At 59.4% G+C, this 26865-nt stretch carries 18 protein-coding genes and 1 other RNA gene; 6 read left to right on the forward strand and 13 right to left on the reverse strand.

Annotated elements, in window-relative coordinates; genetic code table 11:
• Window positions 1–162: 162 nt before the first annotated feature.
• Together glyA and ACI77D_RS16915 are read right to left on the reverse strand one after the other, a co-directional pair.
• Window positions 163–1416, reverse strand: a complete 1254-nt coding sequence (gene glyA / locus ACI77D_RS16910; RefSeq protein WP_064454215.1) for a serine hydroxymethyltransferase — start codon at window positions 1414–1416, stop codon at window positions 163–165.
• Window positions 1417–1620: 204 nt separating this feature from the next.
• Entirely contained in the window at window positions 1621–5472 is a 3852-nt protein-coding gene (locus ACI77D_RS16915; RefSeq protein ID WP_221295674.1) for a bifunctional diguanylate cyclase/phosphodiesterase, read from the reverse strand.
• 283 nt (window positions 5473–5755) lie between these two features.
• On the opposite strand from ACI77D_RS16915, the gene ettA reads away from it, so the two are divergent.
• Window positions 5756–7420: an energy-dependent translational throttle protein EttA gene (ettA, locus tag ACI77D_RS16920; RefSeq protein WP_407017094.1), complete on the forward strand. Its 1665-nt coding sequence runs from the start codon at window positions 5756–5758 to the stop codon at window positions 7418–7420.
• Between the two features lie 352 nt (window positions 7421–7772).
• On the forward strand, window positions 7773–9110 hold the full coding sequence (gene gdhA / locus ACI77D_RS16925; RefSeq protein ID WP_259763422.1) for an NADP-specific glutamate dehydrogenase: 1338 nt from the start codon (window positions 7773–7775) through the stop codon (window positions 9108–9110).
• On the opposite strand, the gene ACI77D_RS16930 is transcribed toward gdhA, so the two are convergent.
• Together ACI77D_RS16930 and ACI77D_RS16935 are read right to left on the reverse strand one after the other, a co-directional pair.
• A complete protein-coding gene (locus tag ACI77D_RS16930) occupies window positions 9107–9604 on the reverse strand; it encodes a GreA/GreB family elongation factor (RefSeq protein WP_064454211.1) in 498 nt (165 codons plus the stop codon). The genes gdhA and ACI77D_RS16930 overlap by 4 nt on opposite strands.
• A 70-nt stretch (window positions 9605–9674) precedes the next feature.
• Window positions 9675–10031: a hypothetical protein gene (locus tag ACI77D_RS16935; RefSeq protein WP_221295672.1), complete on the reverse strand. Its 357-nt coding sequence runs from the start codon at window positions 10029–10031 to the stop codon at window positions 9675–9677.
• 429 nt (window positions 10032–10460) lie between these two features.
• Here ACI77D_RS16935 and ACI77D_RS16940 point away from each other — a divergent pair, with 429 nt between their 5' ends.
• On the forward strand, window positions 10461–10751 hold the full coding sequence (locus ACI77D_RS16940) for a DUF3077 domain-containing protein (RefSeq protein ID WP_064454209.1): 291 nt from the start codon (window positions 10461–10463) through the stop codon (window positions 10749–10751).
• A gap of 50 nt (window positions 10752–10801) precedes the next feature.
• Here the strand turns inward: ACI77D_RS16940 and ACI77D_RS16945 are convergent, their stop codons facing one another.
• The 3 genes from ACI77D_RS16945 to ACI77D_RS16955 all read right to left on the reverse strand — a co-directional run bounded on the left by ACI77D_RS16945 (window position 10802) and on the right by ACI77D_RS16955 (window position 14259).
• Window positions 10802–11107, reverse strand: coding sequence for a chorismate mutase (locus tag ACI77D_RS16945; protein WP_064454208.1), 306 nt, complete (start codon window positions 11105–11107; stop codon window positions 10802–10804).
• A 718-nt stretch (window positions 11108–11825) separates the two neighbouring features.
• Window positions 11826–13679, reverse strand: a complete 1854-nt coding sequence (locus ACI77D_RS16950; protein WP_221295670.1) for a DUF4105 domain-containing protein — start codon at window positions 13677–13679, stop codon at window positions 11826–11828.
• 91 nt (window positions 13680–13770) lie between these two features.
• Complete coding sequence (locus tag ACI77D_RS16955; RefSeq protein WP_017139294.1) at window positions 13771–14259, reverse strand: DUF3015 domain-containing protein; 489 nt, start codon at window positions 14257–14259, stop codon at window positions 13771–13773.
• A gap of 267 nt (window positions 14260–14526) precedes the next feature.
• Between ACI77D_RS16955 and ACI77D_RS16960 the strand changes: the two genes are divergently transcribed.
• Complete coding sequence (locus tag ACI77D_RS16960; protein WP_064454206.1) at window positions 14527–16965, forward strand: Lon protease family protein; 2439 nt, start codon at window positions 14527–14529, stop codon at window positions 16963–16965.
• Between the two features lie 317 nt (window positions 16966–17282).
• Window positions 17283–17612, forward strand: coding sequence for a hypothetical protein (locus tag ACI77D_RS16965; RefSeq protein WP_262666305.1), 330 nt, complete (start codon window positions 17283–17285; stop codon window positions 17610–17612).
• Between the two features lie 3 nt (window positions 17613–17615).
• On the opposite strand, the gene ACI77D_RS16970 is transcribed toward ACI77D_RS16965, so the two are convergent.
• Entirely contained in the window at window positions 17616–19439 is a 1824-nt protein-coding gene (locus ACI77D_RS16970) for a hypothetical protein (protein ID WP_262666304.1), read from the reverse strand.
• A gap of 162 nt (window positions 19440–19601) precedes the next feature.
• Between ACI77D_RS16970 and ACI77D_RS16975 the strand changes: the two genes are divergently transcribed.
• Entirely contained in the window at window positions 19602–20090 is a 489-nt protein-coding gene (locus tag ACI77D_RS16975; RefSeq protein ID WP_064454204.1) for a TIGR00645 family protein, read from the forward strand.
• A gap of 15 nt (window positions 20091–20105) precedes the next feature.
• Here the strand turns inward: ACI77D_RS16975 and ACI77D_RS16980 are convergent, their stop codons facing one another.
• The 5 genes from ACI77D_RS16980 to ACI77D_RS17000 all read right to left on the reverse strand — a co-directional run bounded on the left by ACI77D_RS16980 (window position 20106) and on the right by ACI77D_RS17000 (window position 26848).
• The gene (locus tag ACI77D_RS16980; protein ID WP_407017095.1) at window positions 20106–21539 is read right to left on the reverse strand and encodes an ArnT family glycosyltransferase; all 1434 of its coding nucleotides are present in this window, start codon (window positions 21537–21539) and stop codon (window positions 20106–20108) included.
• A gap of 128 nt (window positions 21540–21667) precedes the next feature.
• A complete protein-coding gene (locus tag ACI77D_RS16985) occupies window positions 21668–22693 on the reverse strand; it encodes a hypothetical protein (RefSeq protein WP_407017096.1) in 1026 nt (341 codons plus the stop codon).
• A gap of 428 nt (window positions 22694–23121) precedes the next feature.
• Window positions 23122–23518: a transfer-messenger RNA gene (ssrA, locus tag ACI77D_RS16990) on the reverse strand.
• Between the two features lie 104 nt (window positions 23519–23622).
• Entirely contained in the window at window positions 23623–23901 is a 279-nt protein-coding gene (locus ACI77D_RS16995) for a hypothetical protein (RefSeq protein ID WP_221295667.1), read from the reverse strand.
• Between the two features lie 136 nt (window positions 23902–24037).
• Window positions 24038–26848, reverse strand: a complete 2811-nt coding sequence (locus ACI77D_RS17000; protein WP_407017097.1) for an FAD-binding and (Fe-S)-binding domain-containing protein — start codon at window positions 26846–26848, stop codon at window positions 24038–24040.
• Window positions 26849–26865 lie beyond the last annotated feature (17 nt).

Below are 26865 nucleotides of genomic sequence, written 5' to 3' on the forward strand. Positions count from 1 at the left end.
GCTCGCGAATACGGTGTATCAGTTACAAATAAGCTGGCAGGTCCACCGCTTTCGCGAGCAAGCCCGCTCCCACATGTGACTGTATTGCAGGTTGAGCAAGCAGGGTTTTCAGGCATAAAAAAGCCCGGCGCAAGGCCGGGCTTTTCATTCAAGCAACTGCAATCAAGCGCCGTATACCGGCAGCTTTTTGCAGATGGCCTTGACCTTCTCACGGACCGCGTCGATCACGGCTTCGTTGTTCAGGTCAGCCAGGATGTCGCAGATCCAGCCGGCCAGTTCCTTGCACTCTGCTTCCTTGAAGCCACGAGTGGTCACAGCCGGGGTGCCGAAGCGCAGGCCGGAAGTGACGAACGGCGAACGTGGGTCGTTCGGCACGGAGTTTTTGTTCACGGTGATGAAGGCTTTGCCCAGGGCGGCGTCAGCGTCTTTACCGGAGATGTCCTGCTTGATCAGCGACAGCAGGAACAGGTGGTTTTCAGTACCGCCGGAGACAACGTCGTAGCCGCGTTCGATGAACACACCGGCCATGGCCTTGGCGTTTTTCACGACTTGCTGCTGGTAAGTCTTGAACTCAGGCTGCAGGGCTTCTTTGAAGCAGATCGCTTTAGCCGCGATCACGTGCTCCAGCGGGCCACCTTGGGCGCCTGGGAATACCGCGGAGTTCAGCTTCTTCTCGATCTCGGCGTTGGCGCGAGCCAGGATCAGGCCGCCACGTGGACCGCGCAGGGTCTTGTGCGTGGTGGTGGTCACGACGTCAGCGAAAGGCACCGGGTTCGGGTAGACGCCTGCGGCGACCAGACCGGCTACGTGAGCCATGTCGACGAACAGGTAAGCGCCGACTTTGTCAGCGATTTCGCGGAAACGCGGGAAGTCCAGGATCTGCGAGTAGGCAGAGAAACCGGCCACGATCATTTTTGGCTTGTGTTCAACTGCCAGACGCTCGACTTCGTCGTAGTCGATCAGGCCGTTGGCATCGATACCGTATTGAACGGCGTTGTACAGCTTGCCGGAGGAGGAAACGCTGGCGCCGTGGGTCAGGTGACCGCCGTGGGCCAGGCTCATGCCCAGGATGGTGTCGCCGCCTTGCAGCAGGGCCAGGTACACGGCGCTGTTGGCTTGGGAGCCGGCGTGTGGCTGGACGTTGGCGTAATCGGCGCCGAACAGTTCCTTGGCGCGATCGATGGCCAGTTGCTCAACCACGTCGACGTACTCGCAACCGCCGTAGTAGCGCTTGCCTGGGTAGCCTTCGGCGTACTTGTTGGTCAGAACCGAACCTTGAGCCTCCATAACCGCAGGGCTGGTGTAGTTTTCCGAAGCGATCAGCTCAATGTGCTCTTCCTGGCGCACGGCTTCTTGCTCCATGGCGGCAAAGAGATCGGCGTCGTACTTGGCAATAGTCAAATCACGGCTGAACATGGCGGTCCTCAAGGATCGGGGGCAGAAAAGGAGGGCATTCTAACCCAAGCGCTTATTAGAAGGGATATGAAACATAGTCATGGCGATGAAGCGCCAGCTTCAAGTTGCAAGCCACAAGCCTCAAGTTGCAAGCCACAAGCCTCAAGTAAAAGCAGTTCCGCTCGTTCTTGCTGCTTGTAGCTTGCAACTTGCCGCTGCTCTTATTCAGTCGAACATGAACAGCGCATCATTGCTGAACTGCGCTTCAAACCGATTCGCCGGCATCGGCCGCCCGAATAAGTAGCCCTGCACTTCATCGCAGCCATGCTCACGCAGGAAGTCCAACTGCTCATGGGTTTCCACGCCCTCGGCGATCACCGCCAGGTTCAGGCTGTGGGCCATGGCGATAATGGCACGGGCGATCTGCGCGTCTTGCTCGCCAGAGGGCAGGCCGTCGACAAAGGTGCGGTCGATCTTCAGCACATCGATGGGGAATTGCTTGAGGTAGTTGAGCGACGAATAGCCGGTGCCGAAGTCGTCCACCGCAATGCTCAGGCCGAGGTTTTTCAGGCTGGCGAGGATCTGCATGGCTTCGTTGACTTCGCGCATCAGGATACTTTCGGTCAGCTCCAGCTCCAGGCACGCCGGGGGCAGGCCGGTGTCCTTGAGAATGGTGGCGATGCGTTCGCCCAGTTGGCCATCCGAGAATTGCCGCGCCGAGATGTTTACCGAGACTTTCGGCACGCGCACCTTGTTCTGGTGCCAGCTCTTGAGCTGGCGACACGCTTCGCTGATCACCCAGTCGCCCACGTCCACCACCAGCCCCAGCTCTTCCAGCACGGGAATGAAGTCCCCGGGCGGCACCAGGCCTCGGCGCGGGTGGCGCCAGCGCAGCAGGGCTTCGGCGCCGGTCAAACGTTTGCCGTCGCCGCTGAATTGCGGTTGGTAATACAGCACGAATTCGTTCTGTTCCAAGGCGTGGCGCAGGTCGCTTTCCAGTTCCAGGCGCTCCAGGGCACTGGCGTTCATATCAGCCTGGTAAAACTGGAAGTTGTTCTTGCCGCGCTCTTTGGCGTGATACATCGCAGTATCGGCGTTTTTCATCAGTTGGCTCAGCTCGTTGCCGTCCTGCGGGCTCAAGGCGATGCCAATACTGGCGGTTACAAAGAACTCGCGGCCTTCCAGTACAAACGGCTTCACCAGGCTCGCCAGAATCTGCTCGGCCACCGAGATCGCACGGTTCAGCGCCATCTCACGGCTGACTCGCGGTTGCAGGAGCAAGGTGAATTCGTCACCGCCCATGCGCGCCACGGTGTCGTCTTCGGCCACGCAGCCCAGCAGGCGGGTGGCCATCTCCTTGAGCATGCGGTCGCCGGCGGCGTGGCCGAGGGAATCGTTGATCGGCTTGAAGCGATCGAGGTCGAGGAACATCAGCACCACCCAGGACTTCTGTCGCTCAGCCGACTGCAGCGCCGTGTGCAGGCGGTCCTGGAACAGGGTGCGGTTGGGCAGGTGGGTCAAGGCGTCGTAATACGCCAGACGGTGGATGCGCTGTTCGCTGGCCTTGCGCTCGCTGATATCGCTGAAGAAACACACGTAGCTGGCCAGGTCGCCTTCATCGTCAAATACGGCGGTAATGCCCACCCAGGCCGGGTAATGCTCGCCATTGCGTCGTTTGAGCCAGACTTCACCTTCCCAGGTGCTGTGCTGGTGCAGTTGCTTGAGCACGTAGCGCAGGTGAGCTTCCTGTTGCTCATCGACAGTGAGCATGTTTGGCAACTGGTCGAGCACGTCTGCCACGGCATAGCCGCTGACCCGGCTGAACGCCTCGTTGGCCTGCACGATATAGCCCGCAGGGTCAGTGATCAAAATGGCTGAGGTTGAGTGTTCAAATACCGTGGCCGCCATGCGCAGGTCTTTCTCTGCGCGGCGTTGCTGGCTGATATCGCGGCCCACACCGAGGATGCCTTCAAACGCGCCGTGCTCATCCCACACCAGCACCAGGCGCAACTCGATTGGCACTTTGCGCCCATCGGCGCGCAGGCAGTCGAACAGGAACAACTGGGTCTGTACTTCATCGCGCAGCTTGTTCAACGCGGCCACGTCGCCCAGCGCGCGGCTGACGTGTTCCACCAGGCTGTAAATGCCGCTCAGTTGTTGGGGGTTGGCAATGATCGACTGCCAGCCGTTCTTGAATACCCAGTCCACGTCATAACCCAGTACGGCGCTGACTGACGGGCTGACGTAGTTGAGGGCCAGGTGGCTGTCGGTGGAGCAGATCACGTCGCTGATGCTTTCGGCCAGCATGCGGTAGCGTTGCTCGCTGTCGCGCAGGGATTCGCTGGCTTCGATCTGATCGGTAATGTCCTTGGCCACGCCGATGATCCGCGTGACCTGCGCAGATTTGTCACGGGCCAGGGCCTGCTCGCGGATATCGAAGCATCGCCATTGGTTATTGCGGTGACGAAAGCGCAGCTGACATTGCAATTGGGTGCTGTAGCCGACTTCACGTTGCCGCTGGCGCAAGTCGTGGTAATGCTCGGCGTCTTCGGGGTGCAGCAGGATTTCCCAGAAATACTCACCCATTTGCTGCAGTTCGACTTTGTTGTAGCCGAGTGTGTGGCCCAAGTGATGGTTGCTGAAAATCATGCGCTGGCTGATCACGTCCTGCACATACAGGTGATCGGGCACGGTACGCACCACGTCCGACCAGAAGCTTTCGCGCTCGACCAGCGACAGCTCGATCAACTTGCGGCTGGTGATGTCGCTGATGCTGAGGATCACCGCCTTGAAGTCGTCTTGCTGCTCCGGCAGGCGCATCACCAGCCACAGGTATTGGTCATTGCCGACGACGTCGTTGAGCTGGATTTCCAACTCCAGCTGTTTTTGCTGGGTCAGGACGGCCTCCAGCACCTGGTAACCGATGGCCGTGGCGTTGCGCGGGCAATCATCGATCAGCCGCTCCCACGCTTGCTCGCAAGAACTGACGTTCAGCAGGCGCACGGCCACCTGGTTGACCTCGGTGACGCGCAACTCCTTGAGCAGTTGTTGGCGCTCTTCGGCGTTGTTGCGCAACCAGGCCTGCAATTGTTCGCGGGTCTGCACTTTGGTCTTGTCGAAAAAAACCTTCAGGCCCGACAGGTCAAGTACGCACAGGGCCACGCCGGTGCCTTCGAAAATATCCTGATAACGTCTGCGGCCTTCATGCACCTGACGCTGACGGCGACGCATATTGAGCAACACAATCACCGGAATCAGCGAGAAGGCCAGGCCCAACAGGCATTTGCCGATAAACGCCGGCAGCAGTTGCTCCAGCACGGCGCCGCGGTCGAACAGCCCGCGCAATTGCCAGTCACTTTTGCTCAGGGGCGTGACCAACACGCTTTTATTCAGCTCATCCGGCGTCAGCGCAGACGCCCACTGTGCCGGCATGCCGGAATCGCGGCTGACCACGCGGTGGTTCAAGCGATTCTCGATGGCCCACATTGGGCGCTGGCCCTGGCCATCCTGGCGGGTGAGGTTGCTCAGGTAGCTGGGCGCCAGGCGCAGGGCCCAGTACATTTTCGAGCCGCCACTGGGCTGTTGCAGCAACAGATAAATGAGGGTGCCGTCGGCATTGTTGCTCAGGTAATAAGGTTGCGAGTGGCTGCGCTGTACCAGCTCTTCAAGCCAGGCGCGGTCCTGGCTGTCTTTGGCGCTGTCACTGATCAATGCGCCGCTTGGCGCCAGCAAGGCGAAACTGCGCAGCTCCGGCAGCGAGCGTTGCAAGGTGCGCATCAGCGCTTGCTGTTGTTCGTCGTTGCGCGGCGGCTCGACCATCGGTAACAGGTTCAGGGCGATTTTTGCGCTCAGGGCCATGTTCAGGCTGATCTGTTCAGCCAGGTCGGCGCTGTAGTCAATGGTGTATTGCTGCTGGTTTTTCTGGTTTTGCTGCAATTGGTCCAGCAGTTGCCAGAACAATAACGCGAGCAACATAAGGACAAGCGTCGCCAATGCGCCTTTCAGGGTACCGTGCAGGGGCGCTCCCGGCGCTATATGAGCGGCGCGCAGAGGAGTGGGCGGCGTGACTTTGGACAAGCTGTGATCCTGCGGTTTGGCTGGATTGGCGCGCGACGTGCACTATAAGCCGGACGCCCGGAGGGCGGCTAGCATGCCTTGAGTTGTGGCAAAGTGCCAGTCCCGCCTGGCTGGACTGCCCAAGCGCATTCAGGTAGCTTTGCCGGTTACGCGAGGGCGTTCCAGCCCCAGACTTCAGGCTTTTTTCGCACGCAGGCATTGATCACCATCAACGGCCCGCGCGGCGCATGGCCTGCACGGGCTTCGCCCGCTTAACTCATCAGTCACTGACGCTAGGTTCACCATGGCTCAATACGTCTTCACCATGCATCGGCTGGGAAAAGTTGTTCCGCCGAAGCGGGAAATCCTGAAAAACGTTTCGCTGTCCTTCTTCCCAGGCGCCAAGATCGGCGTGCTCGGCCTCAACGGTTCGGGTAAGTCCACACTGCTGAAAATCATGGCCGGCGTCGACACCGAGTTCGAAGGCGAAGCCCGCCCGATGCCCGAACTGAACATCGGCTACCTGCCGCAAGAGCCAATCCTGGACCCGACCAAAACCGTGCGCGAAGTGGTCGAGGAAGCGGTCAGCGTGATCAAGAACGCCCAGGCCCGCCTGGACGAGGTTTACGCCGCCTACGCCGAAGAAGATGCCGACTTCGACAAGCTGGCCGCCGAACAGGCCAAGCTCGAAGCCATCCTGCAGGCCGGCGACGGTCACAACCTGGAGCGCCAGCTGGAAGTCGCCGCCGATGCGCTGCGCCTGCCAGCGTGGGACGCCAAGGTCGAATTCCTGTCCGGTGGTGAAAAGCGTCGTGTGGCCCTGTGCCGCCTGCTGCTGTCGGCACCCGACATGCTGTTGCTCGACGAACCGACCAACCACTTGGACGCCGATTCTGTCGCCTGGCTGGAACACTTCCTTCACGACTTCCCGGGCACCGTGGTTGCGATCACGCACGACCGGTACTTCCTGGACAACGTCGCCGGCTGGATCCTCGAGCTCGACCGTGGCGCCGGTATTCCTTACGAGGGTAACTACTCCGGTTGGCTGGAAGCCAAGTCCGACCGTCTGGCCGCCGAATCCAAGCAGCAATCGGCTCACGAAAAAGCCATGAAGGAAGAACTGGAGTGGGTGCGCAAAGGCGCCAAGGCCCGCCAGTCCAAATCCAAGGCACGTCTGCAACGCTTTGAAGAAATGCAGTCGCAGGAATTCCAGAAGCGCAGCGAAACCAACGAGATCTACATCCCGGCGGGTCCGCGCCTGGGTGACAAGGTCATCGAGTTCAAGAACGTTTCCAAAGGCTATGGCGACCGCGTGTTGATCGATAACCTGTCGTTCTCGATGCCAAAAGGCGCGATCGTCGGCGTTATTGGTGGTAACGGTGCGGGTAAATCCACGCTGTTCCGCATGCTGATGGGCAAGGAAACCCCGGATTCTGGCACCATCGAAGTCGGCGAAACCGTGCAGTTGGCCTGTGTCGACCAGAGCCGCGATGACCTGGATGGCAGCAAGACCGTGTTCCAGCAGATCTCCGACGGCTCTGACCAGATCCGCATCGGCAACTATGAAATCCCGTCGCGCACCTACGTCGGCCGTTTCAACTTCAAGGGCGGCGACCAACAGAAGTTCGTCAAGGACCTGTCCGGTGGTGAGCGCGGTCGCTTGCACCTGGCCCTGACCCTGAAAGAGGGCGGCAACGTCCTGCTGCTCGACGAACCGTCCAACGACCTCGACGTTGAAACCCTGCGTTCCCTGGAAGAAGCCCTGCTCGACTTCCCGGGCGCCGCCATTGTGATCTCTCACGATCGGTGGTTCCTTGACCGCGTCGCGACCCACATCCTGGCGTACGAAGACGACTCCCAAGCAGTGTTCTTCGAAGGTAACTACACCGAGTACGAAGCGGACCGTAAAAAGCGTTTGGGCGAAGCTGCTGCCCAGCCGCACCGTGTACGGCACAAAAAACTGGCCTGAGTCGGGCTGGTTTGAAAAAAGCGGAGCCTTCGGGTTCCGCTTTTTTTTGCGCGCGTTATTCAGGTGGACCGCGTTGAATTCATTCGCGAGCAAGCCCGCTCCCACATTCGACCGCATTCCAAAGTGGGAACCCGATCAAATGTGGGAGCGGGCTTGCTCGCGAAGGCGCTTTAACGGTTGGTGCATGCCTTGAGTTGAAATCCCTCTCATGGTGCAAAAAAGCACAATAATTTATATCTAATGCACCATTTAAATTCACAAAAGCGACATTTTGCGCTTTTCAGGTGCAACATGAATTGCTAAGGTCCGGCTCAATCTCCTTTAAAAACAATCAATTTGCCGAGACATTTCCATGATCGAATCTGTCGAATCCTTCCTTGCCCGCCTCAAGAAACGCGACCCCGACCAGCCGGAATTCCACCAAGCCGTAGAGGAAGTCCTGCGCAGTTTGTGGCCGTTTCTTGAAGCCAACCCCCACTACCTGACCTCGGGCATCCTGGAGCGCATCTGCGAACCGGAACGTGCGATCACCTTTCGGGTGTCGTGGGTGGATGATCACGGCAAGGTTCAGGTCAATCGCGGGTTCCGCATCCAGATGAACAGCGCCATCGGTCCCTACAAAGGCGGCCTGCGCTTCCACCCGTCGGTGAACCTGGGCGTGCTCAAGTTCCTCGCTTTCGAACAGACCTTCAAAAACTCGCTGACTTCGTTGCCCATGGGCGGCGGCAAAGGCGGTTCGGACTTTGATCCCAAGGGCAAGAGCGACGCCGAAGTCATGCGTTTCTGCCAGGCGTTCATGAGCGAGTTGTACCGCCACATTGGTGCGGACGTGGACGTGCCGGCCGGTGATATCGGCGTGGGCGCCCGCGAAATCGGCTTCCTGTTTGGCCAGTACAAGCGCCTCAGCAACCAATTCACCTCCGTGCTGACCGGCAAAGGCATGACTTACGGCGGCAGCCTGATTCGCCCCGAAGCCACCGGTTTCGGCTGCGTGTACTTCGCCGAAGAAATGCTCAAGCGCAGTGGTCAGCGAGTTGAAGGCAAACGCGTGGCTGTGTCCGGCTCGGGTAACGTGGCGCAATACGCGGCACGCAAGGTCATGGACCTGGGCGGCAAGGTCATTTCTCTGTCCGACTCCGAAGGCACCCTGTACGCCGAAAGCGGTTTGACCGAGGAGCAATGGTCGGCCCTGCTGGCGTTGAAAAACGTGCAGCGCGGTCGCATCAGTGAATTAGCCGAGCGTTTTGGCCTGGAGTTCCGCAAAGGCAAAGCCCCTTGGGAGTTGGCCTGCGACATCGCCCTGCCGTGCGCCACCCAGAACGAACTGGACGCCGACGCCGCCCGCACGTTGCTACGCAACGGCTGCATCTGCGTGGCCGAAGGCGCCAATATGCCGACCACGCTTGAGGCTGTGGATATCTTTATCGAGGCGGCCATTCTGTTCGCGCCGGGCAAGGCATCCAATGCCGGCGGCGTGGCCGTCAGTGGCCTGGAAATGTCGCAGAACGCCATGCGCCTGCTGTGGACGGCAGGCGAGGTGGACAGCAAGCTGCACAGCATCATGCAGTCGATCCACCATGCCTGCGTGCATTACGGTGAAGAAAACGGTCGGGTCAATTATGTGAAGGGCGCGAACATCGCAGGCTTCGTGAAGGTGGCTGACGCGATGCTGGCGCAAGGTATCGTTTAAGTCTCGGGTTCGACCTGCAGCACTTCAATCATTTGATCGCCGACGGGGCGTTTCCACAGCACCTCGTCGCCCACCTGGGCGCCCAGCAATGCGCGGCCCAAAGGCGAGCCCCAATTGATGAGGTTAGCGTGGGCATCGGCCTGGTCTTCCCCCACCAATTGAATGCGCTGCTGCTCGTCCTGCTCGTTGGCGAAGGTGACCCAACTGCCGATCTGCACCTTATCGGTGGAGGTGGCCGGCGCCACGACTTGGGCGCTTTGCACGCGCTGGTTGAAGTAGCGCAAATCCCGCTCAAGATCCGCTTGGCGCTGCTTATCGGCTGTTTCGCCTTTGGCGGACTCCACGCTGTATTCCTGCTGTAACTGCGCGACCTTGGCCTGCAACTGCGCCAACCCTTTTGCGGTCAGGCGATTGGGTTGCTCACTGACCTGGCGCTCCACCGGCTGATCGGCCTGGGCGGCGGCGTTGTCCTCGTTAACAAAAGCTCGGCTCATGACATTCTCCCTCTATGGAGTTTGGGCCATAGTCGCCGGGCTTTAGTTTCGCTGGATGTCTGAAAGCGACCTATTGCGCGCGATAAGCCCTGCCTGCGTCGCGGTCTTTCTCTTGCTGCCAGGCACGCTCACGGTCATCCCAGTGGTTGTCCTTGTAGTCACGCAACTCTTCGTTCTCGCGCATGGCCTTGCACTGGCGAAAGCCATCTTCCCAGCCTTCGGCGTACTCGCGGTCCTTCAGATAGCGCGGAACGTTCTTGCGAAACTCCCCGCTGATCACCCCTGCGGCCTGGCGACCGCTGCTGCAACCGTCATCAAAGCCATCGGCAAAGGCCGGTGGATAACCTTTGGCCAGCAACTCCTGGTGGGTTGATTGGCAACCCGACAACCACACTACCGCGCACAGCATTACCGCAGACCGCCACATGGCGTACTCCCTGGCCGTTTCCCGGCTGATAGGGGAAGTCTAGTCAGGGATTTGTTGGGGCGGTGTGAAAGAGAGGTGAGAAAGGTGTTGGGCTAAAGGGCCATCAACGACGATTCTCTTTAAATTGCAGGACGTTTCCTAGAGAATCCCTGGCCTATTGTGCCTTAGGGTTTGGGTCACTAGTCTCCTGGCTTCGCTGTGAAAGCAGCGACCGGGTTTAGCGACCCGAATCACTAAGACTCATCCTCTTTACACACTTGGCAGGCGGTTTTTGTGCTTGTCGATATCGTGTTATGGCGGCTGTGCGCGGGAGATCTTCGGATCTGCCGGGTGTCTAGGTGACCGGTTCGCTAACCTGCGTACAGCTGCCACCCCTTTATGTTTAGCGACGTGTTGTGGTGGTCCTTTATCTCACTTAGTAGGTACACCATGTCTAAAGTCGTCCCTGATCCACCCCTGTCTTCAATTACCACCCTAGGCGTCGTCACCTTCGGCGACTACGGCGAAAACGCAAAACCGCTGTTCCGCGTCAATGCCGGCATGCCGATTGATGAAGCGCTGGAACACGCCTCCACTTTGCTTTTCTACTCCAAGAAACTCGCGATGGAAGCCGCCATGGATGTGCGCGGCGAACAATACGCCTGGGCTGCGCATTATCTGTGTGAGATGGGCAAGGCCGTCGTAGACGACCTGACCCAAGCGATGACGCCCGCCACCTAAAGGCTGGCACTGCCATTGTGGCGAGCAGGCTTGTCGAATCGCCACAGGGGTTATGTCGCCTGGTTGATCGCCAGTGCGGCATGCTCAGCCAATTCCTGCTGGATAAACGCTGCAATCATCGCGCGATACACCTGCTCAGTGACCTCAGGGTTCGCGCCCACGGTCTGCGATAAACCCCGGACCTTGGCGATCACCTGTTCAACCCGTTGCGGCGCCTTGACGCCGTCCGAGTCTTTTTTGAAGCGAGCGGCCTGGGAAACGTAGTGGCCGCGTTCAGCGAGCAGGGTGACGATTTGCTTGTCGAGGCGGTCGATGTTTGCGCGGACTTCTTCAAGGGTGGTGCAGTTAACGGCCATGTTGATGGAGCTCCTGACTGGGCGGGAAATGCAGTGCATCTGACTATACGCGAGCCAAATGTGGGAGCGGGCTTGCTCGCGAATGCGGTGGGTCAATCAATACATCATTGCCTGAACCGCCGCCATCGCGGGCAAGCCCGGCTCCCACCTTTGAATTGCGGCGGGCGCAGAATTCAGGCCAGGCACAAAACAAGTGTGGGAGCTGGCTTGCCTGCGATGGCGGTGGGTCAGTCAGACTATCCGGTGCTGATACACCGAATTCGCGAGCAAGCCCGGCTCCCAAATTTTTGAACTGCGGCGGGCACAGAATTCAGGCCAGGCACAAAACAAGTGTGGGAGCTGGCTTGCCTGCGATGGCGGTGGGTCAGTCAGCCTGGCCGTTACTGATACACCGCATTCGCGGGCAAGCCCGGCTCCCACATTTTTGAATTGCGGCGGGCACAGAATTCAGGCCAGGCACAAAACAAGTGTGGGAGCTGGCTTGCCTGCGATGGCGGTGGGTCAGTCAGCCTGGCCGTTACTGATGCACCGCCTTCGCGAGCAAGCCCGGCTCCCACATTTTTGAACTGCGGCGGGCACAGAATTCAGGCCAGGCACAAAACCAGTGTGGGAGCTGGCTTGCCTGCGATGGCGGTGGGTCAGTCAGACTATTCGCGCTGATACACCGCCTTCGCGGGCAAGCCCGCTCCCACATTGGGTCATCGCCGGGGCTTACAGATCAGTAGTGGTACCACTTCACTTCAAGCATCACTTCATTCACGGGTGTCGACAAGTGGCTGTATTCGCGCTGGGCGCTAAGGCGCAGGCCGAGGTTGCGCGACAATTCCCACTGCTGGTTCAGGCTCACACTACGGCGCACTTCACCATTGGTGAAGAAATCCCCTTTGGCTTCCAGGCTCAAATTCCCCAGCGGATTTTTCCACAGCAGGCCCGTGTTGAAACCGGCAGCAGGGGAGATGGCCTCGCTGAAATCGTTGTTGTGTTCCACGCGCACGGTGCCGAGGGCGAAGCCGAGCATGTCGTCGCTCAGTTGCCAGGTGCCGCCGGCGCCGCCGTTGACGTGAGAGACCAGGGTTTGGTCGTCGTGTTTACCCGGCACGCGCTCCAGGCCACCGGTGACTTGCCATGACCAAGGCTGCAACAGGGCGTTGCGTGGGGTCAGGGAGCGGATGGTGGCCAGGTCCAGTTGTTGCAGTTGCCAGTGATTGCCTTCGTACTGGCGCAGTTTCATTTGCAGGATTTCAATCTGCGCGCCCAAGGGGAAACCTTCGGCGTTGTCGTTAAGGTCGTGGTAGGCCATGCGCAGGCCGTATTCGCCGAAAGTTTTGTTACCACGAGTGCCGACGCCGGCTTGCCAGGTGCGTGATTCATGGCCATCTTCGGGCAGGCCCGGGCGCTCAATTTTGAGGTCGGGCGCGGGGTTCTGGTTGATCGCACGCAGCAGCTCGAAGCTGCGTTGGGAGCGTTCGGTGTCGCGCTCCAGGCCGTTGGCGCGGTAGCGGCCCAGGCGATAGGCGGCGTCGATGATCAGTGCCTGGCGATCGCGGGGCAGGGCTTTGAAGGCCGGCGCCTGCAATTGTTTCTGGTCGTCGCTGACTTTCAGCACCCATTGTTGCTCGTCGCCATCCAGCGGTTTGGCGCGTTCCAGCAGCTCACGTTCACGCGACGGGCGGTAATCAATTTTCTCGACTAAACCCGCTTCTTTTACCGCCTTTACGGTATCGGTCGGAATTGCCGTCAGTGGGAATTGCTCGGTCAGGCGCAGGCTCGGGCGCGCCACTTGCAGCAGTTCCAGCAGGCGGTAGGAGCAGTTTTCGTCGAAGAAGAAGTAGTCGAACTGGATCTGCTTGAGCTCCCACACGTGCCTGACCATGCGCTCGGTCTCGAGCTGGGTCAGGTTGAGGCGGTATTCCCACAGGTCGCGGTTCTCGAGGCTACGGTATTCCGAGAGCTTTTCTTGGTACGGCACCAGGGCGAACAGGCCGGGATAGCCGCCCATCAGGCCTTTCCAGGCATAGAGAATGCTGTTGTCGGAGCCTTCGATATAGGCGCCGAAGTTGATCGCGTAGCTGAGCAGGGCGGTGTTGTTGCTTTGTACGTCAGCCTGGTCGATGCGCAGCAGCGTGTGGCCGAACATCGACGACGGGCTGTTGAGGTAGGCCGCCGGGAAGATCATCACCGCGCTGTGGGGCGCGACGTCCTTGAACCATTGGGTGAATTCTTTGCACTCCAGGGCAGGCAGATCGGTCAGGTGCAACTGTTCCTTCAGCCAGCGGGTGCGTGCAGGGTAAACGCATTGGGCATGTTTTTCACCCAGGCTTGCCGGAGCATACAGCGCTTCAACGGTGGCCTTGAGCTCGGCGTCCGGGTGGTGGGCGCCATCGGGAGCGAGGAAGAATTTCTTGTCGCTGACATAGCTGCGCCAGCCTTTGAGCTTGCCGGCTTCGTAATGGCCCAAAGACAGCCAGAATGGATCGTTGGCCAATTGCTGCAAACGTTGATCATCAATATGCGGGGCCGCGTATAGCGGGGCGCAGGCGAAGAGTGCCAACCAGGCAAAGCGTTTGAGCATAGGGGCAACTTAAGTCGGAAATAGTGAGACCCAAAGGGGAGGCGGGCCCAAAAGTAAAACCCGCGCCTCGTAAGGCGCGGGCGGGTCGAGCTTAAGCCTGGGTAGCGTATTTCGCCAGGCGGGTATCGCTTTTCAGTACAGCCAGGGTGTTGTTGTGCACGTCGTCAGCGGTCACGTCAGCCTTGCTGAAGATTTGCTGGAAGTGCTCGTGGGTCACGGCAGCAAAGTGCTCGCGATCTTCCGGTGCAACGCCCAGTACCACGGCATAGGTGGTCAGCGCTTCGCCGTTGCCCTTGGCCATGTCTTCGGACAGCTCGTTCATCATGCCATTCATGGCAATCCAGGACTTGCCGCCGTAGGTCAGGGCGCTGTTGGTGCTGCAACCGTTGGTGCCCGAGGTCATGCCGAAGGTGGCGTTACCCGAGGTGCCGTTGGTGGTGGAAGCGAGGAAGTGAGCTGGCGTACCGCGCTGGCCTTCGAACAACATGTTGCCCCAACCGCAGTTCGGGCCACCTGGTGATTCAGCCATTGCATTGAGGGAGACAACGGTGAAGAGAGTACCAAGAAGGATCCGTTTCATAGCTTTGTTCTCTTTGTGTGCAAACCAATGGACAAGGGTTCAGGCGCGTCGCAGCGCCCTAGGGGCCAGTTATTAGTCCAACCCGCGCAGTTTGGAGTTTAGGCACGTTCCTGGGGTTCCGTTATTTTTTATAAAACAAACCGAGTTGTCGCGTTTTTTTTGTAGGAGGCCTCCCGTGTCTATGCTTTCCCAAAGGCGCGCCTTGCCAGAGCGCGTAACCGAGAGCCAGAATGCCGTCATCTGCCCCGCCTGATGTAAGGAAGCCCGATGCCTGATCCTGTTGCTGCCAGCCTGCGTCTAGCGCCTGAAGCGCTGACTCGCCCTTTCTCCGCTGAACAGTTCAGCTTCTCGACCACTAATGATTTGGAGCCCTTTCGCGGTGTGCTTGGCCAGGAACGTGCGGTTGAAGCCTTGCAGTTCGGCGTGGCCATGCCACGCCCCGGTTACAACGTGTTTGTCATGGGCGAGCCGGGTACCGGCCGCTTTTCGTTCGTCAAACGCTACCTGAAGGCCGAAGGCAAACGCCTGCAGACCCCGGCGGACTGGGTCTATGTGAATAATTTCGATGAGCCGCGCGAACCGCGCGCCCTGGAATTGCCCGGCGGTGCTGCTGCGGCTTTCATTGCCGACATCAATGGGTTGGTCGACAACCTGGTCGCTACGTTCCCCGCTGTTTTCGAACACCCGACCTATCAACAGCGCAAAAGCGCCATCGACCGCGCCTTCAACCAGCGTTACGACAAGGCGTTGGACGTGATCGAACGCCTGGCCCTGGAAAAGGACGTTGCGCTGTACCGCGACAGCTCCAACATCGCCTTCACCCCGATGCTCGACGGCAAAGCGCTGGACGAAGCGGAGTTCTCGCAACTGCCAGAGGCTGATCGCGAGCGTTTCCACACGGATATTTCCGAACTGGAAGAACGCCTTAACGAAGAACTGGCGAGCCTGCCGCAGTGGAAGCGTGAATCCAACAACCAACTGCGTCAGTTCAACGAAGAAACCATCACCCTGGCCCTGCAACCTTTGCTGGCGCCGCTGTCGGAAAAGTACGCGGAAAACGCGGGTGTTTGCGGTTACCTGCAAGCCATGCAGGTGTACCTGCTCAAAACCGTGGTCGAGCAACTGGTGGACGACGCCAAGACCGACGCCCAGGCCCGCAAGCTGCTCGAAGAGCAATATTGCCCGAGCCTGGTGGTCGGCCACCCGGTCAACGGCGGTGCGCCGGTAGTGTTTGAGCCGCACCCGACCTACGACAACCTGTTCGGCCGTATCGAATACAGCACCGACCAGGGCGCGCTCTACACCACGTATCGCCAGCTGCGTCCGGGCGCTTTGCACCGTGCCAATGGCGGTTTCCTGATTCTGGAAGCCGAAAAAATGCTCAGCGAGCCGTTTGTGTGGGACGCCCTCAAGCGTTCCCTGCAGTCGCGCAAACTGAAGATGGAATCGCCACTGGGCGAGCTCGGCCGCCTGGCCACCGTGACCCTCAACCCGCAAATGATTCCGTTGCAGGTCAAGGTCATCATTATCGGTTCGCGCCAGTTGTACTACGCGTTGCAGGATGCCGATCCGGACTTCCAGGAGATGTTCCGCGTACTGGTGGATTTCGACGAAGACATCCCGATGGTGGACGAGAGCCTGGAGCAGTTCGCCCAGTTGCTCAAAACCCGCACCTCGGAAGAAGGCATGGCGCCGCTGACGTCGGACGCAGTGGCGCGTCTGGCGACCTACAGCGCACGCCTGGCGGAACACCAGGGGCGTTTGTCGGCGCGTATCGGCGATTTGTTCCAGCTGGTGAGCGAGGCGGATTTCATTCGCCATCTGGCGGGCGATGAGATGACCGATGCCGGGCATATCGAACGCGCGCTCAAGGCCAAGGCCACGCGTACCGGGCGTGTGTCGGCGCGGATTCTCGACGACATGCTCGCCGGGGTCATCCTGATCGATACCGCCGGTGCGGCCGTGGGCAAATGCAACGGGCTGACGGTGCTGGAAGTCGGCGACTCGGCCTTCGGCGTACCGGCGCGGATTTCCGCCACGGTGTACCCGGGCGGCAGTGGCATTGTCGACATCGAGCGCGAGGTTAACCTTGGCCAGCCGATTCACTCCAAAGGCGTGATGATCCTTACCGGTTACCTGGGCAGCCGTTATGCCCAGGAATTCCCGCTGGCGATCTCGGCGAGTATCGCGCTGGAGCAGTCCTACGGTTATGTGGACGGCGACAGTGCCTCCCTGGGCGAGGCGTGCACCCTGATTTCGGCGTTATCGAAGACGCCGCTCAAGCAGTGCTTTGCCATCACCGGCTCGATCAACCAGTTTGGCGAAGTGCAGGCGGTGGGTGGGGTCAACGAGAAGATCGAAGGCTTCTTCCGCCTGTGCGAAGCGCGCGGGTTGACCGGCGAGCAGGGTGCGATCATTCCGCAAGCCAACGTCGCTACGTTGATGCTCGACGAGAAGGTGCTGCAGGCCGTGCGCGACGGGCAGTTCCACATCTACGCCGTGCGTCAGGCGGATGAGGCGTTGAGCTTGTTGGTCGGTGAGCCGGCCGGTGAGCCGGACGAAGAGGGGCAATTCCCGGAAGGCACGGTGAATGCGCGCGTGGTGGAGCGTTTGCGCGCAATTGCCGAGATGATCAGCGAGGACGACTTGAAGGAAGCGGAGAAGGAGCTGGCGCAGCAGGCGTTGGCGGAAGCCAAGCCGAGCTGATTTTTTGTGGCAGCTCGGTAAGTGTGGGAGCTGGCTTGCCTGCGATAGCGGTGTGTCAGTCAGTAGAAATGTTGGCTGTAAGTCAGTCATCGCAGGCAAGCCAGCTCCCACATTGGAACAGTGGTGTATTCGGAAAATTGTTAAAAACGCCACATTTTTGACTCGCCTCTCAGGGACCAACGCCCGTTGGTCCCTACAGCCTTGGTTTGTACTGGTTTTATTCTATTCTGAGCTTAAGGGATATCTACAGGAGTCGCTGGACAGAGACAGCTTCGCCACGCGCGAGGTTGAACACCGATCTACCGAGGGTCGCCGCCATGCCGCGCAACCTTTGCCTTACCCGCCAATGTTTGGGCCTGGTTACCCGTATCGAATGCTCCATTCGCCCTCTCGCGGGGGATAACGGGATGTGGACGTTGTTGTTTGCCGCTGGAATGACCGGCGAACAGCCTTCCACCATCAAGTCCCAAGGCCCGTTTCATGGGCCCTTCGTGGCAGAAACCATCCTGCAATCGATTGTTGAAAGCCTGACCCTGCACGGGTATGCGCTGGCCGATGACCCGCAGATCTGGTGCCTGCACTTGCAGGCACATCTGCGACAACTCAATGGTGGGCGAGCCCAGACGGTCAGTGATACCCATCACTGAGCATTATTTGCTTTCGGGTTTGTCCAGCTTCACTTCAAAACCGTATTGCACGGTGCCGAGGTCGGTGCGCTGGTAGCTTTCCAGCGTCGTCGGCTGGCCGTAGAAATAAAACACGTCAAACAGCGCCGTGCCGTACTCCTCGGCGCGGTGGCTCACACCGAGAATTTCCTTGAGATAGTTGCCGCTCGCGTCCTTGGCGTAGAAACGCCAGCTGTCGGCGGGGAACTCTTTTTGATCGACAATCAGCGCGTTGTCCTTCAGCGACAGGCCTTTAGGCAGCTTGCCCACGTCAATCGTGGCTTTTTCGATCGTGGCCAGGAACAGCGGTACCGAGCCCACCACAAAGGCCGGGTTTTCCGGGAAGAGGTTGAGGTCGTAAGTGAGCGTGCCGCTGCCTGCGTTCAACTCGAAGGCTTCGGTCGGCAACTCGATGGGCTCGCCGCGTTCGCCTTTGTCGTCCGCTGTGAAGAAGGTAATGGGCGACTCGCCGCTGTTGCGATCAGCGCCGACCAGATCGTCATTGAACGTGAAAGGGTGGTCAAACACGATTTTCGCGGCACTGGCGTCTTCGGTCGACTGGCTGATCGTCACGCTTTTTTTCAGCTGGTCCTCGGTCATCGCGGCGTCTTTGAGCCAACTGGCGGCGCCGTCGTCATACACCGTGACCGGCATCGGCAGGGCTTGCACGGTCTTCTGCAGGCTGTTCTTGTCGAAGCGCATCACCGGCAGGTCGAGGTCCTTGCGGGTGAGCGTGGCCTTGGAGAAGTCCAGTACATCGACCTGCAGGGTGTCGATCAGGCCATTGAAATACACCTTGGCGTAGTGGCTGCCTTGTTTATGTTCGAAGGCTTTTTGCTCGTCCGTCAGTTGCTTTTCAAAGGCATCCGACCAGGTCGTCTGTTTTTGCATCTCGGCCAGTTGTTTCTCGTAGAACGCCACTTGCGCAGCATTCTCGTTGATCGAGCCCGAGCGGGTGAGAAATTGCCCGGTACTGTCACGTGCCTGTACCAGTAAGGGGTTCGGTGATTCGTCGCCGACCTCCGGTGCGAGCGGCTCGCTGTTGGTCAGTTCGATCTCGGCGTAGTTTTTCTCAAGCAGCAGCAGGTTGAGGGTGATATTGCCCTCGGTGCGTTTGTGGCCCACGTCTTTTTTCGACAAGTCGAACGTCAGCACCTTGCCTGGCGCGACCACTTCAACCGCGCCCTTGAGGCTGACGGGCTGCGGCTGGCTCTTGTTGTCGGTCTCGATACCCTCGATGAACGGGTAAGTCACGGTCAGGTCATCGGGGTTGGTCAGGTTGGAACTGCTCGGGCTCAGTTGGATGCCTGGATCGGTTTCCGACCATTCCGGCTGAAAGGGGATGACTTTATTGTTGCTCAAGGTCACCGACTGCCATTCCAGGCCGTGGGGGAAGGGGAACTGGTCCGGGGTGTTGAAGTTGAACGGGAACACCGGCTGCAAATCCGTCAGGTAGTCGGAGTGTGACGCTTTGCGCAGCACGAACAGGCCATTGATGTAGGTGTCCACCAAGGCTTGGGGCGTGGGGTAGTGCTTGAGCAGGGCGAGGGTGTCTTCGCCGTATTCGGCTTCGATGGGCTTGTTGGCGAGTTTGACGCGCGCCCGCTCCAGCAACAGCAGCGAGCCGCCGAGGTCGGCGATGGCATCTCTGAGTTTGGGGTCTTGAATGGTGTCCAGTGACTGTTCGAATTTCGCGGTTTTTTCTTCGAGGGTGACCTGCTTCTGCTCTTCTTTGGGAGAGCAGCCGCCGGCCATCAGCAACGCCGCACACAGGCCGATTGTGGCCAAAGGGGATCGCACATCCATCATCTGAATCTTCCTGTCCGACATCATCGAGCCGAGTTAATGGACTCGACACTAGCAGAAAAATTCTCTTACAGATGCCGCCCAGGTCAGTTTTCTCGCGGTTACAGGTGTTTGGTAGCGGCTGGTATACTCGCCGCCATTTTTAGCCACGCTGTGTGAGATCCGATGGAACGCTTTATTGAAAATGCTATGTACGCCTCGCGTTGGCTGCTGGCCCCGATCTATTTCGGCCTGTCCCTGGGGTTGCTGGCGCTGGCGCTGAAATTTTTCCAGGAAGTGATTCACCTGCTGCCGAGCGTGTTCTCGATGGCCGAGTCGGAACTGATCCTGGTGCTGCTGTCGTTGATCGATATGGCGCTGGTCGGTGGCTTGTTGGTGATGGTGATGATCTCCGGCTACGAGAACTTTGTCTCGCAGCTGGATATCGATGAGGATAAGGAAAAGCTCAACTGGCTGGGCACCATGGACTCCTCGTCACTGAAGATGAAGGTGGCAGCCTCCATCGTGGCGATTTCGTCCATTCACCTGCTGCGCATCTTCATGGACGCCAAGAACGTCGATCCGCAGCATTTGATGTGGTACGTGATCATCCACATGACCTTCGTGATCTCGGCGTTCGCCATGGGTTACCTGGACAAAGTCACCAAGCACTGATGCCCGGCGCCGGCCTTACTGCTCGACGAAGTAGTAAGGCTGGCGACCGATTGCCATCTGCTTGATCACGCTGACCTTCTCAGCCAGTTGCTCGGGGCGGTCCAGCAGCGCCATGTTGCCGGGCTTGGCTGCAAGAAAACTACGCAGCTCAGCTTCGGTTTGCAGGATCGGCAAATAGCCCTGCAGATAGAACACGCTGGCCCCGGCGATGCGTTCGTTGGGCTGGAACAGCACCACCTCCTTGCCTTCGGTTTGATAAGCCTTGGCCTGACTGACCACCGGTACGAAGGACTCGCGCAAGTCAGCTTTTGGTGCAAACCAGAAGGCGGCCGTCATGTAACTGACGATCAACAGCGTGAACACACCGCTGATCACGCCGCGGTGATAACGGTACAGCGCCGGTTTATGCGCTTTGAGCCATTCCAACAGCACCCCTGCATATTCCGCTGCAAGTACGGCGGCTGCCGGTGTCAGTGCCATCAGGTAAACCACGCGCTTGCTGGACGCCAGGGTCAGCAGGGTGAATTGCGCCACCAGCCACACGCTGAAAAACAGGCGGTAGCGGTTACGTACCAGGCTTTTGCGGAAATGCCACAGGCCCAGGTACACCAGAATGTTCCAGGGCAGGAAGGCCTCGGGCAGTTTTGCAATGTAGTAATAGAACGGTTCGTAGTGCCCGGCTTCGACAAACGAGCCGCTGAAACGCCCGACGCTGTTGGTCCACAACACTTCGGCCACGGCCTGCATGCCGCCACGCTGGAACAGAAAGCCCAGCCAGATCAGCAGCGGCACCAGCGCCAGCAGCGTGAATAGCCCAGGCTTGAGCCAGTCGCCGATGCGCAGGCGCTTGTCCATTACGCTGGTGCTGAGCAGGTACACAAAAATCACAATGCCCGGCATCGCCAGGCCGAGCACGCCTTTGCTCAACGTCGCGATGGCCATCCCGACGGTAAACAACGCCCACGCCCAAACACTGGAACCTTGACGCTCGGGCCGCACGGCCTGGTAGAACGCCAGCAACGCAGTGGTCACACCGAGGCTGAGCAATGAATCCTCACCCACGCCGCGCACGTTGCCCCAGTAACTGGCCATGGTTGCGAGGATCAGCGCCGCGCAGAACGCCATAGTCTGTGGCCGCCCGAACTTGCGCAGCATTGCGTAAAACAGCATCACGCTGAACAGCCCGGCAAACGCTGACGCCAAGCGCACCGCCCACGTTGTGCCACCGAACAGGCGAATCGCTCCGGCATCCAACCAAAGGCTCAGGGGTGGTTTTTCAAGGAACGGCTCACGAAACAGGCGTGGGATAACCCAGTCATTGTCCAGGTGCATGGCCATGGCGATCCCGGCAACGCGGGCTTCGGTGGAGCCTTGCAGCTCATGACTGCCAAGGGCGAAGAAGAACAACACACCAACGAGAAGGAGCAGCAGAGAAACGGGACGCGTCATAGGTTCTGGCTACCGGGGCAAGGGGCCGTTCGGGGGAACGGCCGTGGCGATCGGCTAGTATATGTAACGGATTCTTAATATTTCGTGAATGAATGTGGGGTTTTTGTAAGGCTCGCTGAGCCGGGTATTCACGGCCGTTTTAAGCTTGGCAGCGCCGCTTTGCCTGGCTCGGTCAGCACCGGTTCCAATTGCGCCCAGGTGAAACTCAACGCGTTGTCGCAGCCGTCGCCGGTGGCGGGCGTTGAAAGTTGCAGGCCTTGGGTGTTGAAGCTCAGGTCGAAGGTGGAGTAGCTGGTCACCGCCGGGCAGCCTTCGTCGGTGGTGGTTTGCTTGGCCAGCCAGTCGCTGAATGGGGTGGGCAATTTCACCTGGCCGGAGTAGGCGTCGTACCATTCCTGCTGCCCGCCGAGCCACGTCCACGGGTCGACGCTGTCGCCGGTTTGCAGGTTCCAGCTGTGCAGGCCCCAACTGATACCGCCGCGTCCATAACCTGCCGTCCAGCGGTAGAACCGCACCGTGATCCATTGCGAGGACCAGTAAAACGGCTCCACCGTAATCTCACTGGTGGTCGTGCCGCCGCTCTGGTCCAGTGCATTGCGCCGCTCACGATAGAAGTCGGCCTGGCCGTCCGGGCTAACCGCTAACCGCGCGAGGTCGCGGTTGATCTTCTCGATAGCCGGCCCTTCGCCTTCGAGCTTCAAGGTGACCTGCCCACCTTGGGTGTGCACTTGGTAGGCGTGCTCGCCAAAGGACTTCTTCTCGACCGTCACCTTCGGCGGCACCGCCTCGAGTGGCGTGTTATAGGCGTCGCTGGCGCAGCTTTCCGTATCCGCCCGTTTCAGCAGCAATGCCAGGTCTTTGCCCCCCGGGTTTTTGCTCCAGGTTCCCGTCAGCGTGTCACCTTGGGGCTCATCCAGCTGCCAGAAACCCGTGTTGCCTTCTTCGGCCCACGGTTCACTGGCGTTGGCCTGAGTCAGTTGGATGGGGGTGAGGATGCGCTGGTAGTAATAACTGCCGTTGGCGCCATGGGCACCATTAAAACAGGCCGTAACGGCGGATTTACCCAAGGTGCCTTTCCACACACCTGCCAGGTCGGCAGCGTGGGTGAGCAAGGGCGCGCAGGCGAGGGCGATGACAGCGAAGGGCTTGAGCACGGGTATCGGACTTCCGGTTGTCTGATAAAGGCGGTCAGGGTAATGGGAAGTGTGAGGGGATTCCAGCGGGCGAGGCGTTGTGAGGCGTCTCGCCCTGCTGATCGAAACAGGGTGGCAACTGTACGCGGGTTAGCAGACCAGGAATCAAGGAACCCAGTGCATCCGAAAGTGCCTCACGCACAGCCGCCGTAACGCGGTCCAGCAGGTGCTGAGCGGATGTGGGTGTTGCAGGCCGTGATATTGCCGAGTGGCTAAACCCGGCGGCAGGTTTTACGTCGACTGGGGGAGGTAGCCGCGTGGGTGGAGGGGAGCTGGTTCACTGACAGCGGGACATCTTGAAGGAAAAATCCGAAGGCCCGCCGGTTGGGCTTTCCATCCTCGAGAAACAACAAAACCCGCACTAGGCGGGTTTTGTCGATGCTTCGAATTGGTGGAGCCGGGGGGATTTGAACCCCCGTCCGCCAGTACTCCGCTGTCGGTACTACATGCGTAGCCGTTTCTATTAAGTTAACCCTCAGCGACCCGAAGGGCAGGGTGCTTTGGGCGAGTTGTGTAAGTTTTAGCCGCTTCGTCCACAACGTACTGCACGGCGATTCTGTTCTATATGACAATCACTTTGGGTTTACAGACATCCCCTGGTGATTGCTGGACCCGAAGGTACCAGAAGCTCAGGGCTAAGGCTGCTTACGCAGCGAGAGCGAATTCCTGGCCGTAGTTTTCGTCATTGGCAACTATAAGAAGTTGCAACAGTGGATTTACGAGTTCTGTTACCAACTCGGCATGCACCTAAAGTTTCGCGACCGGCGTCGAATCCTAAACGGCCCCGTGCTTGTAACTCGTTGTTTCTTGTTGAGTGACAAGCCTGTGCAGTGTACGCCAAACGCTCGCAGAAGGCCAACCCGAAGGTTGGCCGCGACCGAGTGAAGCGCTTATTGGCCGCCTTTTTCGCTGTTCTGCATATCCTGCAGTGCTTTGGACGTGATCTCGATGCACTTCTTGTCATCACCGGCTGCGTGGGCTGCCTTGGCTTGGGAGACGGCGGTGTCGATTTCGCCGCTTTTGCCGCTGGTGTCGGTGGCTAGCAATGCTTTGCCGTTGTTGATTTTGTCCAGATTGATTCTGCACAGGTCAGGCTCACCTGCAGCGAAAACAGGGGAGGCCATGATCGCAGCGGTAACGAACAAACCAGCAAGAGCGGAACGCTTCATAGGGTATCTCCTTGCGAAAAAGGGCTCGAGGCTGCTGGCGTTCAACGGCTGCCAGCGACATCACTGATGAGCCTCGTTCGCCGAGGCCTATGCAGATGACTACGCCGGCGCGCAGGGGTTCTGTTTTTTTGCAGGTTTAATGTGCGCGGGCCTGGGTGACCCGGTCCACGAGATACACCAACCCGTGGTAATCGATGCCGCCATGCTGGCTCAAGCCTATCTCGCAGGTTCGGCTGGTGGAGATGCCCTCGCTGCAATATTGCACCGCGTCCTTGAGTGATCGCAGTGAGTGGGCGTTGAGTTCCGGCGTGGTGAAGCCTTTGTCGCCGGCAAATCCGCAGCAGTGGATGCCTTCCGGAATCACCACGGTTTTGGCGCAGCGCCGCGCGAGATCAATCAATGCCTGGCTCTCGCCCAGGTGTTGAGTGCTACAAGTGACGTGCACAGCAATAGGGGCTTCCTGAGGCGTGAAGTCGAGGCGGTCCATCAGGTGGGTGCGGATAAAGCGCACCGGGTCGTAGAGGTCCAGGCGCGTTTCGCCGAGGTCTTGTACCAGCCTCAGGGTGCAGGGGCTGGTGTCGCAATAGATCGGGTCGAGGCCGCCACGGCTGGCATGGAGCAGGGCACCGATCAGTTCCTGGCGCTTGTGCTCGGCCTGTTCGGCGTAGCCTTTGGAGGCAAAGGGTTGGCCGCAGCACAGGCTGTCCTGGTTGTCGGGGAAGACCACTTGGTAACCGGCTTTTTCCAGTAGACCCCGGGTTTTGTCGTACAGCGACATCTGCTCTTTATCACCCGCTGCCGGGCCCATGGCGCGTGAGACACAGGCCGCCAGGTAGACCACGCGCGGGCGCGGGTCTGTCACGGCCGGACTGAAGCGAATGGCTTTTTCCGGCTGCGGCATGGCGTTGCTCCACTGCGGGATCTGCCCTTTGGACAGTCTGGTCAGTGTGGCCGACAGCTTGGCCAGGCGTGGCGCGCCCAAGAGCATCCGTGCACCGTTGGCGACGTGCAGGGTGAAGCGCGCACCTTGCATGGCCGTGGCGAAATGGCTGGCGAGCCAATCGGCGGTCTTCGTACGGTCGGCATCGCGTGCGCGGAGTTTTTTCACCAGGTCGCCGGTATTGATGCCTACAGGGCAGCGTTGGGCGCATAACCCGGTGGCGGCGCAGGTGTCGATGCCTTGATAGTGATAGGCCGCTTCCAGTTCGGTGGTATCGACGCCCGCACGTTTCTTCGCCTGAATGTCACGCCAGATCACAATGCGCTGGCGTGGGCTCAACGTCAGACCTTTCGATGGGCAGACCGGCTCGCAGAAACCACATTCGATGCACTTATCCACAAGCTCGTCGGCAGCGGGCAATGGTTTGAGGTGCTTGAGGTGGATTTGCGGGTCTTCGCTGAGCACCACGTCGGGGTTGAGAATGCCGTTAGGGTCGAGCAGGCGTTTGAGCTGCCACATCAGCTGATAGGCATCACTGCCCCATTCCAGCTCAACGAACGGTGCCATGTTGCGGCCGGTGCCGTGTTCGGCTTTCAGCGAGCCGCCAAATTCCACCGCCACCAGTTGCGCGACATCGTCCATGAACGCTTGATAGCGTGCGACTTCTTCGCTGCTATTGAAGCCTTGAGTGAATACAAAGTGCAGATTGCCTTCCAGGGCATGTCCGAAAAGGATGGCTTCGTCGTAGTGATGTTTGTCGAACAGCGCGATCAAGCGGTTTACACCGGTGGCCAGTTGCTCGACCGGGAAGGTCACGTCTTCGATGATGACCGTGGTGCCGGTTTTACGCACCGCGCCAACGGCCGGGAAGGTGTCTTTGCGGATAGCCCACAGGCGGGCGTTTTCTACGGGGTCTTCGGTGAAGTCGACTTGTTTTTCCACAGGGAATGCAGCCAGGGACGCCATGATCAGCCCCAGTTGCTCATGCAGCAACGCCGGCGACGCGGCGCGGGATTCAATCAGCAGTGCGCAGGCATTTTCCGATAGCTGCTGTACGAAAGCGGGCATGCCCGGTTTGTCCTGTACCGAGCGCATGCTGCGCCGGTCCAGCAACTCGACGGCCGACACCGGTTGAGTTTTGAGCACCGTTACCGCGTTGCAGCAGGTCTCGACATCCGGGAACACAATCAGCGCCGATGCTTTGTTCGGGTGATCAATGACGGTGTCGTAAGTCACTGCGCTGATAAAACCGAGGGTGCCTTCGGAACCCACCAGCAGATGGCTGAGGATATCCAGTGGCTCGTCGAAATCCACCAGAGCATTGAGTGACAGGCCTGTGGTGTTTTTCAGACGGTATTTGTGGCGGATTTTTGCAGCCAGTGCAGCGTTTGCCCGCGTTTCGCGACCCAGATTCGCCAGGCGCTCCAGCAGTGCGCCGTGCTCTTCGCGAAATGCAGCAACGCTGGCTGCATCTTCGGTATCCAGACGGCTGCCGTCCGCCAGTACCAGGCGGATACCTGCCAGGGTGTGATAGGTGTTTTGCGCGGTGCCGCAGCACATGCCGCTGGCATTGTTGGCAACAATGCCGCCAATTTTGCAGGCATTGATCGACGCCGGGTCCGGCCCGATCTTGCGCCCGAACGGTGCCAGCCAGGCATTGGCTTGCGCGCCGATCACGCCGGGTTGCAGGCGGATCTGCGTGCCTTGCCCGCGAATCTCGCGGCCATTCCAATTGTCACCCAGCACGATCAGCACCGAGTCGCTGATGGCTTGGCCGGACAAGCTGGTGCCCGCCGCGCGGAAGGTCACGGGGACGCGGTCACGCTGGGCGAGTTGCAGCAGCGCCACGACTTCCTCTTCCGATTCCACGCGAATCACCAGCTGTGGGATCAGTCGGTAAAAACTGGCGTCGGTGCCGAAGGCGAGGGTGGAAAGTGGGTCGTCGAAGCGGCGATTTTTTGGAATCAGTTGTGCGGCGTCGCTCAGAAAAGCAGCAGGCAGGCTCATCGGTCCTCCAGAAATAG

Origin of the sequence: Pseudomonas sp. O39 (assembly GCF_045447295.1) — a bacterium.
Classification (GTDB): domain Bacteria; phylum Pseudomonadota; class Gammaproteobacteria; order Pseudomonadales; family Pseudomonadaceae; genus Aquipseudomonas; species Aquipseudomonas antarctica_A.